Annotated in this window: 12 protein-coding genes; 4 read left to right on the top strand and 8 right to left on the bottom strand. The window is 62.9% G+C overall.

Features of this window, described 5'->3' with window-relative positions; all coding sequences use genetic code 11:
- Positions 1 to 45 precede the first annotated feature (45 nt).
- The gene (gene katG, locus AC1D1N_RS24005; RefSeq protein ID WP_436258386.1) at positions 46 to 2,241 is read right to left on the bottom strand and encodes a catalase/peroxidase HPI; all 2,196 of its coding nucleotides are present in this window, start codon (positions 2,239 to 2,241) and stop codon (positions 46 to 48) included.
- A 140-nt stretch (positions 2,242 to 2,381) separates the two neighbouring features.
- On the opposite strand from katG, the gene AC1D1N_RS24000 reads away from it, so the two are divergent.
- Entirely contained in the window at positions 2,382 to 3,290 is a 909-nt protein-coding gene (locus AC1D1N_RS24000; protein ID WP_436258384.1) for a hydrogen peroxide-inducible genes activator, read from the top strand.
- A 218-nt stretch (positions 3,291 to 3,508) separates the two neighbouring features.
- On the opposite strand, the gene AC1D1N_RS23995 is transcribed toward AC1D1N_RS24000, so the two are convergent.
- The 3 genes from AC1D1N_RS23995 to AC1D1N_RS23985 all read right to left on the bottom strand — a co-directional run bounded on the left by AC1D1N_RS23995 (position 3,509) and on the right by AC1D1N_RS23985 (position 5,456).
- Entirely contained in the window at positions 3,509 to 3,772 is a 264-nt protein-coding gene (locus AC1D1N_RS23995; protein WP_477351471.1) for a hypothetical protein, read from the bottom strand.
- 154 nt (positions 3,773 to 3,926) lie between these two features.
- Positions 3,927 to 5,084, bottom strand: a complete 1,158-nt coding sequence (locus AC1D1N_RS23990; protein WP_477351469.1) for a calcium:cation antiporter — start codon at positions 5,082 to 5,084, stop codon at positions 3,927 to 3,929.
- A 150-nt stretch (positions 5,085 to 5,234) separates the two neighbouring features.
- Positions 5,235 to 5,456, bottom strand: a complete 222-nt coding sequence (locus AC1D1N_RS23985) for a cysteine rich repeat-containing protein (RefSeq protein ID WP_436258381.1) — start codon at positions 5,454 to 5,456, stop codon at positions 5,235 to 5,237.
- Between the two features lie 80 nt (positions 5,457 to 5,536).
- Between AC1D1N_RS23985 and AC1D1N_RS23980 the strand changes: the two genes are divergently transcribed.
- From AC1D1N_RS23980 to AC1D1N_RS23970, 3 genes are all read left to right on the top strand, one after another.
- Entirely contained in the window at positions 5,537 to 6,706 is a 1,170-nt protein-coding gene (locus AC1D1N_RS23980) for an efflux RND transporter periplasmic adaptor subunit (protein ID WP_477351466.1), read from the top strand.
- Positions 6,703 to 9,852: an efflux RND transporter permease subunit gene (locus AC1D1N_RS23975; protein WP_477351464.1), complete on the top strand. Its 3,150-nt coding sequence runs from the start codon at positions 6,703 to 6,705 to the stop codon at positions 9,850 to 9,852. Before AC1D1N_RS23980 ends, AC1D1N_RS23975 begins: the two co-directional genes overlap by 4 nt.
- A gap of 167 nt (positions 9,853 to 10,019) precedes the next feature.
- Positions 10,020 to 10,421, top strand: a complete 402-nt coding sequence (locus AC1D1N_RS23970; RefSeq protein ID WP_436258378.1) for a DUF992 domain-containing protein — start codon at positions 10,020 to 10,022, stop codon at positions 10,419 to 10,421.
- Positions 10,422 to 10,507: 86 nt separating this feature from the next.
- Here the strand turns inward: AC1D1N_RS23970 and AC1D1N_RS23965 are convergent, their stop codons facing one another.
- From AC1D1N_RS23965 to hisS, 4 genes are all read right to left on the bottom strand, one after another.
- Complete coding sequence (locus tag AC1D1N_RS23965) at positions 10,508 to 12,268, bottom strand: AMP-binding protein (protein ID WP_436258377.1); 1,761 nt, start codon at positions 12,266 to 12,268, stop codon at positions 10,508 to 10,510.
- A 221-nt stretch (positions 12,269 to 12,489) separates the two neighbouring features.
- Positions 12,490 to 13,191, bottom strand: coding sequence for an ATP phosphoribosyltransferase (gene hisG / locus AC1D1N_RS23960; RefSeq protein WP_436258376.1), 702 nt, complete (start codon positions 13,189 to 13,191; stop codon positions 12,490 to 12,492).
- Positions 13,188 to 14,306: an ATP phosphoribosyltransferase regulatory subunit gene (locus AC1D1N_RS23955; RefSeq protein ID WP_477351461.1), complete on the bottom strand. Its 1,119-nt coding sequence runs from the start codon at positions 14,304 to 14,306 to the stop codon at positions 13,188 to 13,190. Before AC1D1N_RS23955 ends, hisG begins: the two co-directional genes overlap by 4 nt.
- Positions 14,307 to 14,487: 181 nt before the next feature.
- Complete coding sequence (hisS, locus tag AC1D1N_RS23950) at positions 14,488 to 15,981, bottom strand: histidine--tRNA ligase (protein WP_477351459.1); 1,494 nt, start codon at positions 15,979 to 15,981, stop codon at positions 14,488 to 14,490.
- Positions 15,982 to 16,313: the final 332 nt, after the last annotated feature.

Below are 16,313 nucleotides of genomic sequence, written 5' to 3'. Positions count from 1 at the left end.
AAGGCGCGGGCCTCGGCCCGCGCCTTTTTGTTGGGAGGGCTGCGATCAGCCGACGATGTCGAAGCGGTCGGCGTTCATCACCTTGGTCCAAGCCTTGACGAAATCGCCGACGAATTTCGGCCCGGCATCCGCCGACCCGTAGACCTCGGCCAGCGCGCGCAACTGCGCATGCGAGCCGAAGATCAGGTCGGCGCGGGTAGCCGTCCATTTGACCGCCTTGGTCTTGCGATCGCGCGCTTCGTAGACCTCATGCGAGCCCGGTTCGGAGGCTGGATCCCAGACGGTGCTCATCGACAGCAGGTTGACGAAGAAGTCGTTTGTCAGCGTGCCTGGCCTGTCGGTGAGCACGCCATGCTTCGAGCCGCCCGTATTGGCGCCGAGCACGCGCAGGCCGGCGACCAGCACCGTCATCTGCGGCGCCGTCAGGTTGAGCAGTTGCGCCCGATCGACCAGCATTGCTTCGACCGACATCGGCAGCTTGCCACCGACATAATTGCGGAAGCCATCGACCTTCGGCTCGAGTGCCGCGAAGGAATGAACATCGGTCTGTTCCTGCGAGGCGTCGGTGCGACCGGGCGTGAACGGTACCTTCACCTCATTGCCGCCATCCGTCGCCGCCTTCTCGACCGCGGCGACGCCGCCGAGCACGATGAGGTCGGCCAGCGAAACCTTCTTGCCGCCTGCGTTGAACTCCTTCTGGATGGCCTCAAGCCTTGCCAGCACCTTGGCCAGTTCGGCCGGCTGGTTGACCTCCCAGTCCTTCTGCGGTGCCAGACGGATGCGCGCACCATTGGCGCCGCCACGCTTGTCGGAGTTGCGGAAGGTCGAGGCCGAGGCCCAGGCGGTCGAAACCAGCTGCGAAACGGTGAGGCCCGAAGCCAGGATCTTGGCCTTCAGGGAAGCGATATCCTGGTCGCTGACCAGTTCATGGTCGACTGCCGGCACCGGATCCTGCCAGATCAGCTCTTCCTTCGGCACCAACGGGCCGAGGTAGCGAACGACCGGTCCCATGTCGCGATGGGTGAGCTTGAACCAGGCGCGGGCGAAGGCGTCTGCGAACTCAGCGGGATGCTGATGGAAACGCCGTGAGATCTTCTCGTAGGCCGGATCGGCACGCAGCGCGAGGTCGGTGGTGAGCATCGCCGGTGCATGACGCTTGCCCGGATTGTGGGCGTCCGGCACCGTAACGGCGCCGGAACCGCCTTTCGGCGTCCACTGATGAGCGCCGGCGGGGCTCTTGGTCAGCTCCCATTCGAAGTTGAACAGATTGTCGAAGAAGTTGTTGCTCCATCTGGTCGGCGTCGTCGTCCAGGTGACTTCGAGGCCCGACGTGATCGCATCGCCGGCAATGCCTGACGCATGCTTGCTTGACCAGCCGAGGCCCTGCGCCTCGATGCCGGCGCCTTCCGGCTCGGCGCCGACAAGGGCTGCATCGCCGGCGCCGTGGGTCTTGCCGAAAGTGTGGCCGCCGGCGATCAGCGCCACCGTCTCTTCGTCGTTCATCGCCATGCGCCCGAAGGTCTCGCGGATATCGCGCGCCGAGGCCAGCGGATCGGGCTTGCCGTTCGGGCCTTCCGGATTGACGTAGATCAGGCCCATCTGCACGGCGCCAAGATGGCCTTGCAGCTCACGGTCGCCGGAATAGCGCTTGTCGTCGAGCCACTTGGTTTCCGAACCCCAGTTGACGTCCTGCTCAGGCTCCCAGACATCGGCGCGGCCGCCGGCAAAACCAAAAGTCTTGAAGCCCATCGATTCCAGCGCGACGTTGCCGGTGAGGATCAACAGGTCGGCCCAGGAAATCTTGCGGCCGTATTTCTGCTTGATCGGCCACAGCAGCCGGCGCGCCTTGTCGAGATTGGCGTTGTCCGGCCAACTGTTCAACGGCGCGAAACGCTGCTGGCCGGCGCCGGCGCCACCGCGGCCGTCGCCGATACGATAGGTGCCGGCGCTGTGCCAGGCCATGCGAATAAACAGCGGGCCGTAATGGCCGAAATCGGCCGGCCACCAATCCTGCGAATCCGTCATCACCTTGTGCAGGTCCTTGATCACCGCATCGAGGTCGAGGCTTTTGAATTCCTCGGCATAGTCGAACGTCTCGCCCATCGGGTCGGAAAGGTTCGACTGCTGGTGGAGAACGCTGATGTCGAGCTGGTTCGGCCACCAGTCACGATTGGTCCTGCCGGACGTTCCATGCGCGACCGGGCATTTGCCGGCGCTGTTGTCGTCGGTGTTCGCGTCCATCTTAGCCTCCGAATTGCTGATTTTCTGTGTTGGTTTTCCGGGCCGGCCGGGAGCCGCGCCACTCTGGAATGGTTCCAGACTAGGCCGTCTTCTCGATAAAAACAAATTGCCTTTCCTGTTTGTTGCGATAGGTTTTTCTTATGATTGGTCTCACCGTCCGGCAGATGCAATATTTCGAGGCTTTGGCGCAAACGCTGCATTTCGGCCGCGCCGCAAAACTGGCCGGCGTCAGCCAGCCGGCGCTGTCCGCGCAGATCGCCGAGATGGAGCAAAGGCTAAACTGCCGGCTGTTCGAGCGCGGCGGCAAGACGGTGCGGATGACGGAAGAGGCGCAAGCGCTGCTGCCACGCATCGAGCGCATCCTTCGCGATATCAGCGAGGTCGAAACGACGGCGCGGCGCGGCCGCCCAGCGATGGAAGGGCGCTTCCGACTGGGCATCATTCCGACCGTAGCGCCCTATCTGCTGCCACATGTGCTGCCGGAACTGAAGCGGCATTTTCCCGCTTTGCAGCTCGAACTGCGCGAAGCGGTGACCGCATCGCTGGTCGAGGACACAGCGACGGGACGGCTCGATGCCTTCATCGCCGCGCTGCCGCTCGACCAGCCGGGCCTGGTCACCGAAGAACTGTTCGCCGACCGCTTCTTCCTCGCCGTGCCGGCCGGCGACCCCGCCTTCGCCTCGCCGCCGGTGCCGCCGGAAAGCCCGGCGCTGGAGCGGCTGATGCTTTTGGAGGAAGGCCACTGCCTGCGCGAACAGGCGCTGGCGCTGTGCGGCAGCGTGCGGCCGGTGGCGATGGCAAGCTACGGCGCGACCAGCCTGACGACGTTGCTGCAGATGGTGGCGCATGGGCTCGGCGTCACGCTGATCCCGGAAATGGCGGCAGGTCCGGCCGGCGCCATCCAGGATTTGAAGATCGTCCCGTTCCAGGAGCCGATGCCGCAACGCACGATCTGCCTGGCGTGGCGCCGCAACAAGGTGCGGCATGACGAGTGCGTGGAACTGGCGAAGATCATTCGCGGGCTGGATGCGGCGGTGCTGGGGGTTTGATGCGCGTTGGAGGCGACTCTATTCTTCACTGATAGGCCGGTCACATGTTGTCCTTGACGACCTTCTGACATTGCGGCGTCTGGTCGTTCAGATGATCGTTCAGGCGCATGATCATACGCCCGCCGCCTTGTTCCATGGCTTTGCAGAATTCTCGTAGTCAGCCTGGCAGGCCTCGTAGGGCCGTAAGAGGCTTTATGCCTCACACCATACTGTCCCGACTATTTGATGTAGACGAGCACGTACCTGTTTTTGTAGGGCTGGTAGTATTTCGTGCCGCACTTCCAGACCACGATCCCACCGCTATAGGTGCTCTTCACGCAGCCCGTTGGAAGTGTCGTAATGTAGATGGTGGTCTTCTGGATGAAGACCGTCTTTGCTTCCGCTGATGCGATTAGACCGAATCCAGAGGCGCCTGCCATCGACGAAATCGCGAACAAAGCTCCAATGGCAAATGTGCGCGCAAACAAACCGCGTCTGACCATAGGTTTCCCCTCTCCTTAACCTGCAGCCTCTCTAATGTAACATCAGCGAGCGAAAGCCTCAACAGATCGATTGATTCCGTTCCATTGAGGCGCGGCCAGATCATCGATGCAGCCCCGGCATAGCCCGACCCTGCATCAGTGGCCGGCAACAATTTCACGGCACAAAGATCAGAAACACATACGTAAAAAACACCACGATATGGACCATGCCGGTCAGGAACGTGGTTCTTTCGGTACTGAAGCTTACGGCGCATGTGAAAAGCGCCAGGACCAAGAGGACCGCGTCAGCCGCCGGCAGCCCCAGGGTCAAACCCCTCCCCGTTAGCAGGCTGGCGGCTGCTACTCCCGGTATCGTCAGGCCGATCGTGGCGCAGGCTGAACCCATCGCGACATTCAAGCCGCGCTGCAACTCATTGTTGAGCGAAGCGCGAATTGCCGAAATGGCCTCCGGCATCAACACCAGCCCTGCAATCATTGCTCCGACAATGCTGTCGGCCTGGGTCACCTGGTAGGCAACGAGCGTATCTTCAACGCTTGCGGCGACCTGCTCGGCAAGCATAACAATTCCGATCAGCCCGGCCACCAGCAGCACAGCGCTGACAAAGATGTTCTCGTCAGAGGCCATTCGCGCCGAAACGTGGTGCTCTTGTCCCTCGACAAAGTCTTCCCGGTACCGGACAGTCTGCGCGAACACGAAGCTTGCATAGAGCAGTACTGAAAGGGCACTGACAAAACCAAGTTGAGCTGCCGAAAACGTGCCGGGACCCGTGGTCTGGGTATAGGACGGAAGAATAAGCGTCATGACGGTCAGCGCGATCAGAACCGCCAGATAGGCGCTGGTTCCTTGCCGGACGATTGCCTGCTTGCGGTGGCGCCAGCCGCCAAGCGCGAGACAGATGCCGACGACGCCGGTTGAAGTGATCATCACTGTCGAGAAAACGGACTCGCGCGCAAGCGTCGGATTGTTTTCTCCGTGCAACATCATAGAAACGATGATCGACACTTCGATCGCCGTCACGGCAAAAGTCAGCACCAAGGTTCCATAGGGCTCCCCCACGCGCCGGGCGACTGCCTCGGCATGCTCGAGCACCACGAAAATGGTGGTGAACATGATCGCGCTCGACAGCGCGCCAACCAGGATTCTGAGGTTCAGCGATCCTTGGTCGACCGAAAGGCCGCTGGCCCTCACCGCGAGAGCCATTGCCAAGGCACCCAAAGGCATCACCCAAGACACCACCGATCGCCCGAAACCGCCCGATGGGGCCTTGGATGTTGCAACCTTGGGCGTTTGCGTAGGCCTGTCTTCAAGCATCCAGCCAACATTCCACGAGATCAGCGGGCCTTTGCCGGCCAGCGTTCGCTGATCCCGCTCAGTCGTCGGATAGGCCGAGCCCTAGAGCACTCTATCGCCATTCCGGAGGCAAAATCACTGCGCATTTTTGCTGGAATTGCCTTGGTGGCCCTATTGGGGAGTATTCTCCTTGACGACCTTCTGGCATTGCGGCGTCAGGTCACTCAGATGATCGCTCAGGCACTTGATGATGCGGCCTCCGCCCTGCTCCACCCCCTTGCAGAATTTCTCGTAGTCAGACTGGCAGGCTTCACGCTCGGCCGCAGTCTGCGCAAATGCGACATTGGCCGTCAACTGAGCTGCCAGAAAAAGCACGCTTAACGCAATCCGCATGACAAACTCCCAAAAAAAAGCTAGGTTCACGCAATTTCACAGCAATACGATATATATACCGAAGTATTCAGAGGGGCAAAATGGTTTTCTCATGGAGGAGAGCCGCGCCGACGGCTGGTTCATTCGCATTTGCAGCAATTTTATTGTGCGCCTGCAGCAATGAAAACAGTTACGCGCCGCCCCCACCACCCAAGATAGATGTAGCGCTTCCGGTCAAGCAGACAGTAACCCCCTATCTCGAGGCCACAGGCAGCGCCACGGCGGTGAATACGACGCCGCTCGTTGCGCGTGTCTCCGGCTTCATCCAGGAAATCGACTACAAGGACGGAGATGAGGTCAAGGCTGGTACCCGGCTGTTCCTGATCGAACAGGATACCTACCAATTGGCACTCGAACAGGCCCAGGCCGGGCAGGGTTCGGCCGACGCCTCCGCCAAGCAGTCCGGAGCCGACCTCAAGCGGCAGCAGGAGCTGCTATCACAGAAGATCATCTCGCAATCGACCCTCGATCAGTCCGCCGCCGCGGCGGATGTCGACGCCGCCAAGCAGAAGCAGAGCGCCGTCGACGTCCAGCAGGCCCAGCTCAATTTGAGCTACACCGAGGTCAAGGCGCCGTTTGCCGGCATCGTCGGCGCCCGCCAGGTGTCGATCGGGCAACTGGTTGGCGCCGGCAGCGCGACGACGCTGGCGACCATCGTCCAGCTCGCGCCAATCTATGTCAACTTCAACATCTCGGAGCAGGACGTGCTGCGCATTCGCGCCGCCATGGCCAAACGGGGCCTGACCGGCCAGGACCTCAAGAAGGTACCCGCCGAAGTCGGCCTGCAGAACGAGACAGGCTATCCGCACAAGGGAATGCTGGACTACGCCTCCCCTGAGGTTACGGCCACCACCGGCACGCTCGCAGTGCGCGCCGTGCTGCCCAACGACGATCGGGCATTGCTTCCGGGTTACTTCGTGCGGGTGCGCGTGCCGCTGGGCGAAGAACCGGACATGCTGCTGGTTCCCGACCGAGCGATCGGAAGCGACCAGAGGGGTCGCTACCTGCTCGTTGCAGGAAAGGACGACGTCGTCGAGGAGCGTCCGGTCGAGATCGGCCAGCTTGTCGGTGCCTTGCGCGTGATCAGCAAGGGGCTCACCGCGGAAGACCGCGTCCTGGTCTCCGGCTTGCTGACGGCGGTGCCCGGCCAGAAGATCGAGCCGCAGGTGAAAACGCTGGAAGCGGCTGCGGCCGACGGCGCTGCCCAATGATCTCCAAATTCTTCATCGAGCGGCCGGTCCTGGCCAATGCAATCGCGATCCTCATGGTCGTCATCGGCCTGGTCTCGCTCTTCGGCCTGCCGGTGGCGCAATATCCCGACGTGGTGCCGCCGACCGTTTCAGTGACCACCCGCTATCCTGGCGCCAGCGCGCGCTCGGTGATCGACACGGTGGCGCTGCCGATCGAGCAGCAGGTCAACGGCGTCGAGGGCATGCTCTACATGCAGTCCTTCTCCGCGTCGGATGGCAGCTACAATCTGACCGTCACTTTCCAGATCGGCACGGACCTCGACCAGGCGCAGGTGCGTGTCCAGAACCGGGTGTCCACTGCGCTCGCATCGCTGCCGCAGGCAGTGCAGGTGCAGGGCGTCAACGTCCAGAAGAAATCGACCTCCATTCTCGAGATCGTCACGCTGACGTCGCCGGACAAACAATACGACAGCCTTTATCTCGCCAACTACGCAACCATCCGGCTGAAGGACGAGCTCTCCCGGATACCAGGTGTCGGCAACGTGAACGTGTTCGGCGCCGGGCAGTATTCGATGCGCGTCTGGCTCGACCCGCAGAAGATGCAGGTGCGCGGCCTTACCACCCAGGACGTCGTCCAGGCCCTGCAGCAGCAAAGCGAGCAGGTCACCGCGGGCCAGGTTGGCGCGCCGCCGGCGCCCGACGGACAGTCCTTCCAATATACGATCGAAGTGTCCAGCCGCCTTGACGACCCCGATCAGTTCGGCGCGGTGATCGTCAAGACCGGCGCCAGCGGCGACCTGACCCGCGTGCGCGACGTCGGGCGGGTCGAGCTCGGCGCCCAGACCTATGGGCAATTCTTCAATCTCGATGGCCAGCAGGCGGCTGGCCTGGCCATCTTCCTGTCGCCGGGCGCCAACGCGCTCAACGTGGCCGGCAAAGTCGAGGCCAGGATGAAGGAACTGTCTGGCGAGTTCCCGCAAGGCCTTGCTTACTCGATCCCGTTCAACACCACGATCTTCGTCAGCCAAGCGATCGACGAAGTCTACAAGACGCTGCTTGAGGCCGCGGTGCTGGTGCTGATCGTGATCCTGCTTTTCCTACAGGACTGGCGGGCGATGCTGGTGCCGGCAACGACCGTGCCGGTGACCATCATCGGGGCCTTCGCGGCGATGCTCGCGCTTGGCTTTACCGTCAACCTGTCGACCCTGTTCGCCATCGTGCTTGCCATCGGTATCGTCGTCGATGACGCCATCGTTGTGGTCGAGGGGGCCGCGCACAACATGGAGCGCGGCATGTCCGGCCACGATGCGTCGGTCGCGGCCATGAATGCGCTGTTCGGGCCGATCATCGGCATCACGCTTGTGTTGATGGCGGTGTTCCTGCCTGCCGCCTTCCTGCCAGGCCTTACCGGGCAGATGTATGCGCAATTCGCCCTGGTGATTGCGGCAACGGCCTTGATCAGCGCCATCAACGCGGCAACGCTGAAGCCCACGCAGTGCGCGACCTGGCTGAGGCAGCCGGTGCCGCTGGACAAGCGAAACGCCTTCTTCCGCGGCTTCAATGCCGTCTATCAGCGCGCGGAAAACGGCTACGCCCAGCTGATCGGATCCATGGTGCGCCACAGCACGGTGATGGGCATAATCGCGTTGCTCATCATTGGCGCGGCGGGCTACGGCATGTCGCGCGTGGCCACCGGTTTCATTCCGATCGAGGACCAAGGCTATCTGCTCGCTTCGGTGCAACTGCCTGACGGCGCGTCCCTCGGCCGTACGCAGGAGACGCTGCAGCAGATTTCGACGATCGCCAAGGCAACGCCGGGCGTAGACCAGGTGGTGACGATCGCCGGCTTATCGGCCCTCGACAACAACTCGACTTTAGCAAATGCCGGCGTTGCCTACATCATCCTCAAGGACTGGAGCGTGCGGGGCAAGGGTGAGGATCTCGCCTCGCTTTATGCGACGCTGAACAAGAACCTGTCAGACATGGCGGACGGCAATGTCCTGGTGCTGCCACCGCCGCCGATCCAGGGCATCGGCAACGCCGCCGGCTTCACCATGCAGGTCGAGTTGCGTGACGGCAGTTTCGACCTTGCGAAGTTGCAGGGTGCGACCAGCGCGCTGACCAGGGCAGCAGCGACGCAGTCCGGCATCCAGCGTGTATCGGCAACGTTCCGATCCAACGTCCCGCAATACAAGGTCGAGTTCGACCGCGAAAAGGTACAGATGCTCGGGCTGACCACCGACCAGGTGTTTCAGACGCTCGCCGGCTATCTAGGCTCCACCTATGTCAGCCAATTCAACAAGTTCGGGCGGGTCTTCCAGATCTATGTGCAGGGCGATTCTCAGTTCCGACTGTCGCCCGAGGACATCGGCCGCCTGACGGTGCGCAACCAGAACGGCGATATGATCCCGCTTGGCACAGTGCTGACGGTCACGCCAAGCGTCGGCCCCTCGCTGATCAGCCTCTATAACCTCTATCCCTCCGCATCGGTCCTTGGCGTGCAGGCGCAGGGTTTCTCATCAGGTGATGCGATCAAGCTGATGGAAGCGGCCGCGGCCGACACGCTGCCGCCCGGGACCGGCTACGACTGGACTGCACTCTCCTTCCAGGAAAAGCTCGTTGGCAGCCAGATCTACCTGGTGTTCGGCATGGCACTGCTGTTGGTCTATCTGGTGCTGGCGGGCCAGTATGGGAGCTGGCTGGCGCCGATCTCGATATTGCTCGCCGCGCCGCTTTCGCTGGTCGGCCCGGTGCTGGTCCTCACCGGGCTCGGTATCGATAACAACCTCTATGTCCAGATCGGCCTGATCCTGCTGATTGCGCTGTCGGCCAAGAACGCCATTCTGATCGTCGAGGTCGCGCGCGAATTGCGCGCCGCCGGCAGACCGATCGTCGAGGCGGCGATCGAGGCCGCGCGCGCCCGCTTCCGCCCCATATTGATGACGTCCTTCGCCTTCATCCTCGGCGTCGCGCCGCTGGTGTTGGCGACAGGCGCCGGAGCCAGTGCGCGCAAATCGATCGGCATCACGGTCTTCTCCGGCATGATCGCCTCCACCTGCCTTGCTGTTCTCTTCGTGCCTGCCTTCTTCGTGATCTTACAGCGGTTTGAGGAATGGCGCGCCGAGCGCAAAGGGAAGCGGGAGGTCACGTCCACGCTTGCCGGCTAGGCACGGCAAGAGAGCCGCCTCCAACGACTACTAAGGAGATTTGCCTGCTATCGGACGCATCGCAACTTAGCCAAGGAAAATCGGATATGCTTTTCCACTCCCTCATCCGCCTCTTCGCTCTTGCGGGCGCTTCATTTCTGCTTGTCCCGACGGCGCCAGCCTGGGCGGTGAACGCCCAGGTCGGTATCCTGAAATGCGACACCTCGACTGGCATCGGCGAAATCATTACGCGCAAACAGACAATGACCTGCGTATTCACCAAGAATGACGGCACGAAGGAAAATTACACCGGCTCCATCAACGAATTCGGCATTGAACTTGGCGACGTGAAGGAGGGCCATCTCATATGGGCCGTCGTGAGCGGTTCGGCTGCAAAGGACAATGGCCTGCTAACCGGAAAATATGATGGCGTCGATGCGGAAGCGGCCGCGGGCCTTGGAGTTGGCGCCGATGTCCTGCTTGGTGGAACTGAGAAAGCCTTTGCACTTCAACCACTCGCAGTCGAGGGCGAAACTGGCATCAATATCGCGGCGGGGGTCGAGCAGATCGAACTCACTGCCGCAAATTAGTGGCCACGTCCACACGAGACTACCCGGCCAAGCCTGTACGGTAAGGCAAGATGCCTACCGGCGCGAACTGCGGCTAAGTAACCGCTTTACGCCGTCTTCTGCACCACCAGCCCCAGCTCCTCCACCATCGCCTCGCGCATCAGAAACTTCTGCGGTTTTCCCGTCACCGTCATCGGCAGTTCGGTGCGGAAGCGGATGTAGCGGGGGATTTTGTAGTGGGCGATCTGGCCGGCGCAGAAGTTCTTGATCTCCTGTTCGGTGGCGATCTGGTTGGGTTTCAGCACGATCCAGGCACACAGCTCCTCGCCATATTTGGCGTCGGGAATTCCGAAGACCTGCACCTCCTTGACCTTGGGATGGCGGTAGAGGAATTCTTCGACCTCGCGGGGGTAGACGTTCTCGCCGCCACGGATGACCATGTCCTTGACCCGGCCGACGATGTTGCAATAGCCCTCGGCGTCTATTGTTGCGAGGTCGCCGGTGTGCATCCAGCCGTCGCTATCGATCGCCTCGGCGGTCTTTTCCACGTCGTCCCAATAGCCTTTCATCACGGAGTAGCCGCGCGTGCAGAGCTCGCCCGGCGCGCCGACGGCCACGGTGGCTCCCTCGGCGTCGATGGCCTTGACCTCGACATGCGGGTGGATGCGGCCGACGGTGGAGACGCGCTTTTCCAGCGGGTCATCGACGCTGCTCTGGAACGAGACCGGACTGGTCTCTGTCATGCCATAGGCGATGGTCACCTCTTCCATATGCATCAGCGAAACCACCTTCTTCATCACCTCGATCGGGCATGGCGAACCCGCCATGATGCCCGTGCGCAGGCTGGAGAGATCGAAGCTGGCGAAGTCGGCGTGGTCGAGCATGGCGACGAACATGGTCGGCACGCCGTAGAGGCCGGTGCAGCGTTCCTGCGCCACCGCCTTCAGCGTTGCGCCGGAGTCAAAGCCCTCGCCCGGGAAGACCATGGTCGCGCCCTTGGTGACACAGCCCATCGTGCCCATCGACATGCCGAAGCAGTGGTAGAGTGGAACCGGAATGCAGAGCCGGTCGTCAACAGTGAGCTTGATGGCCGCGGTGACGAAATTGCCGTTGTTGACGATGTTAGTGTGGGTCAGCGTGGCGCCCTTGGGCGCGCCAGTCGTGCCTGAGGTGAACTGGATGTTGATGGCCTCGCCGGGCTTCAACCCCTCGGAGATGCGGTCGAGGCTGTCATGCTCGTCGCGGCCGGCCATCGACAGCACATCGGCGAAATTGAACATGCCGGGCGAGTTGTCGTCGCCCATGCGGATGACGATCTTCAGCGTCGGCAATTTCTGCGCCTTGAGCTTGCCGGGGGTGGCCTTGGCAAGTTCCGGCGCCAACGTCTCGATCATGCCGAGATAGTCGGAGGTCTTGAAACTGGCCGCCGTCACCAGCGCCTTGCAGCCGACCTTGTTGAGGGCATATTCGAGTTCGGTCAGCCGGTAGGCCGGGTTGATGTTGACCAGGATCAGGCCGATGCGGGCGGTGGCGAACTGCGTCACCAGCCATTCCCAGCGGTTGGGCGACCAGATGCCGACGCGGTCGCCCTTTTCGAGGCCAAGCGCCAAGAAGCCGGCGGCGAGCGTGTCGACGGTGTCCGACAGTTCGCTCCAGGTGAAGCGCTTGTCCTGGCCGACGAAGACGGCAGCATCCTGCGTGGCGTATTTGCTGACCGTGTCGGAAAACAGCTCGGGGATTGTCTTGTTGAGCAGCGGCACCGAACGATCGCCCGAAACATGCGCCCGGCCATCGAGCGGAGCGATGAACGCCCTGCCGCGCTCGCGCAGATTGGTGGCGTTGTTGAGTTCGTCGAGATTGATCGCCATCGCCGTCTCCTCCCGGGATAGGCCGAACCTATCAGCCTGATGGGGCGGTGGAAATCCCGTCGATGGTACCCCTCTCCCTCTCCAGGGGAGGGTGCCGAGCGAAGCGAGGCGGGTGGGGTCGCCTCAACTGCCTCGACCTCTGTCTGGCTTTGACCAGAGATGGAGCACTGCCGTAGCGAGCCCACCCGTCCAGCCGCCTTCGGCGGCTGTCCACCCTCGCCTCAAGAGGGAGGGAGGGCGCTCATCTTCGCGGCGATATCGCGCAACAGCGCCTCATCGGGCGCAGCACGCACCTTCTTCGAAGCCACCAGACAAGCCTGCGACTTGAGCACAACGCCGTCGGCCAGCACCTTGAGATGGTTGGCGCGCAAGGTCGAGCCGGTGGTGGTGATGTCGACGATGACGTCGGCAAGGCCCGTCGCCGGCGCGCCTTCGGTGGCGCCGAGGCTTTCGACGATGCGGTAGACCTGGATGCCGTGCTTTTGCGAGAAGAATTGTTGCGTCAGCCGCCAGTATTTGGTGGCGATCCTCAGCCGCCGGCCATGGCGCTGGCGAAAATCGGCGGCGACATCGTCGAGGTCGGCCATGGTGTCGACGTCGAGCCAAATGCCGGGCACGGCCACGACCACATCGGCATGGCCGAAGCCGAGACGGGCGACGATCTCGGTGTGCGCTTCCCAATCTGCCAGGTTTTCGCGCAGCAGATCTTCGCCGGTGATGCCGAGATCGACCGAGCCTTGCCCGATCTCGCCGGCAATTTCCGATGCCGACAGGAACGCCACCTCGATGCCTTCAGCGCCATCGATGCGGGCGCGGTACTGGCGCTCGTCGCCGGGCAGGCTGACGGCAAGCCCGGCTTTGGCCAACACCTCCAGCGCCTGCTCCTTGAGCCGGCCTTTCGACGGGATTGCCAGCGTGATCATTGCGGCTCTCCCCGCAGCGCTTCGATGCGGTCGAGCCAGACGGAGAAGCCGACGCCGGGGATCGGCGTTTTCGCGCCAAGCAGTGTCAGCAGCCGGTCGTAACGGCCGCCGCCGGCCAGCGGCCGCTCACCACCTTGCGCCGCGATCTCGAAGACGATGCCGGTGTAGTAATCCAGCGGACGGCCAAAGGCGGCGTCGTAGCGGATTGTCTTTGCCGGCAGGCCATGCGCCTCGATCGCCCTGGCGCGAGCGGCGAACTTTTCGAGTGCCGCGCCGAGCGAAAGCCCGGCAGAGGCGGCGAAGCTTTCGAGCGCAGCACTCGCGCCGTCGAGCGGCACGTCGATGGCGAGAAAATCCTTCAGTGCCGCGAAGGCTTCGTTCGACAGCCGCACGCTGCGCAGTTCAGCCTTCTCGATCAGGCGCCGCGCAATGTCCGCCGGCGCGCGTCCGCCTGACGCCAAAAGGCCCGCCTCTTCCATGCCACCAGCAATGTGGGCAGACAGCGCTTCGAGATCGCCGTCGAGCACAAGGGCCGCGACATCGCCGTCAAGCTGGCCGTTGCGCGGCGGGTTGGCGAGGTCGGCGAGCGCTGCCTGCAGCATCGGCGCGGAACCGAAGGCGCGTGCCAGCCGCATGCGCCAGCCGCGCGGCAGGCCGAGCGCCGCAAGCACCGCCTCGAAGATGGTCTGGTCGCCGAGCGTGATCGCCAGGGGCTGCGCCGGCAGCACCAGCTGCAGCAGCGCATGTGCATCGGCCAGCGAACGGGCGTCGGCCTCAGCCGTATCGCGGTCGCCGAGATCCTCGATGCCGGCCTGGAAAAACTCATTGCCGCCCTCGCGGCGCTGGCGAAACACTTCGCCGAGGTAGGAATAGCGGCGCGGCGTGCCGGCCTGGCTGGCTATGTGGTCGAGGCAGACGGGAATGGTGAATTCGGGACGCAGGCACAGCGTCTTACCGGTCTCGCTTTCGGTGAGAAAGATGCGGCGGCGCAAATCCTCGCCGGCCATGTCGAGGAACGGATCGGCCGGCTGCAACACGGCCACTTCCACCGCATGGGTGTTGCGGGTGGCGAAGAGGCTGGTGATTTCGGTTGCGATGGTGGGGCGGGAGGTCATGAGGCACGCCCTTCCCTTCTCCCCTTGTGGGAGAAGGTGGCCCAGCGAAGCTCGGTCGGATGAGGGGTGCGTGACGGAATGAGGCGTTGGCGTTCCTTGGAACACCCCTCATCCGTCTCGGCGCTCCGCGCCGATCCACCTTCTCCCACAAGGGGAGAAGGGAAGAACAGCGCGGCGCTCATCATTTCGCTCGTTCCTCGGCCTGCGCCGCGAGTATCTTCTTCACCTCGGCGACCAGTTCACCCTCCGCCACCGTCACCTGTGCAGGCCTTGCTGCCCGCCATTCGGCGTTGTCGGTAATCTCGGCTGACATGCGGGCGCCTTCGATTAGGTCTTTGATCTGCAGCTCGCCTTTGGCGCGCTCGTCGCCGCCCTGGATGATTGCGACCGGACTGCCACGGCGGTCGGCGTATTTCAGCTGCGCCTTCATGCCTGCACCGCCGAGATACATTTCGGAGCGGATGCCGGCAGCGCGCAGTTCGGCGACCATCTTCTGGTAGCGGCCGAGGCTTTCGGTGTCCTTGTCCATCACCAGCACGACGACCGGCGCGATGACATCGGTGGTGTCCAGCTTGCCGAGGTTCTTCAGCGCCGTCATCAGGCGGGACACGCCGATGGAAAAGCCGGTCGCCGGCACTGGCTCGCCACGGAAGCGCGAGACCAGGCCATCGTAGCGCCCACCGCCGCCGACCGAGCCGAAGCGCACGATCTGGCCGTCCTCATTGGGGATCTCGGCCAGAAGCTCGGCCTCGAAGACGGGGCCAGTGTAGTATTCGAGGCCACGAACGACGGAACGGTCCATGGCAATACGATCTTCGCCATATCCGGCCGCCCTGACCAAGGCTTCAATGGTCGACAGTTCGCCAACGCCTTCCTGATAGATCGCGTTCGCACCCACATTAGAATCCTGGCGCGCCTGTTCCCTCGCTGTCGCGAGAAGGACGGCCTCGGCTTGCACCTCATTCAGTCCAGCGCCCTTGGCAAAGTCACCCTCGCCTTCCTTGCCACCATCCCAGCGACCCGGACCAAGCAGAAGCTTCACGCCTTCCGGCCCGAGCTTGTCCAGCTTGTCGATCGCGCGCAGCACGGTCAGGCGGCGCCCTGCATTCTCCTCACCGCCGAGCCCAATCGCCTCCAGCACGCCGTCGAGCACCTTGCGATTGTTGACGCGGATGACGTAGTCGCCGCGTTTGATGCCGAGCGCTTCCATCACGTCGGCCATCATCATCGCCATTTCGGCGTCGGCGGCAACACCCGGCGTGCCGATGGTGTCGGCGTCGAACTGCATGAACTGGCGGAAGCGGCCGGGGCCGGGCTTTTCGTTGCGGAACACCCAACCGGAGCGGTAGCTGCGATACGGCTTCGGCAGCCTCTCAAAATTCTCGGCGACGTAACGCGCCGTCGGCGCAGTCAGGTCGTAGCGCAGCGACAGCCATTGCTCGTCATCGTCCTGGAACGAGAACACGCCTTCGTTCGGCCGGTCCTGGTCGGGCAGGAATTTGCCCAGCGCATCGGTGTATTCGATCAGCGGCTGGTCGGCCGGTTCGAAACCATACAGCTCATAAACCGAGCGGATCGTCGCCATCATCTTCTCGACGGCACGGATATCGTCGGCGCTGCGGTCGGCAAAGCCGCGCGGCAGCCGCGCTTTCGTCTTTTCCGATTTGTCGGCCATGGGATGGGTACTCGGCGTTTCGTGGCGTTGCGTGGATCAGTCAAATTACCGCTTTCCACGGCGCGCGTGTCCTAACCGATGCAGCAGGGAGCGGCAAGGGTTTGCAACCCCGCCCGCGAAGTCGCTTGGAACGGTTCGATATTTTGCCAACGCTGCGCCGCCCCTCATCCGCCTGCCGGCACCTTCTCCCCGTATAGGGACGGGGAGAAGGGGACGACCGCAACCCGGCGCGCCTCCTGCTGCGCTGGTGATTGGCGAAACCTTGCGCGCAAGCAATCTTTCTCCCCGTCACTATACGGGGAGAAATGCCCGGCAGGGCAATGAGGGGCAGC

Source organism: Mesorhizobium sp. P2_B5 (genome assembly GCF_056404775.1).
The sequence above is the reverse complement of the archived record's forward strand: the minus strand, read 5'-3'. Positions and strand labels throughout refer to the sequence as shown.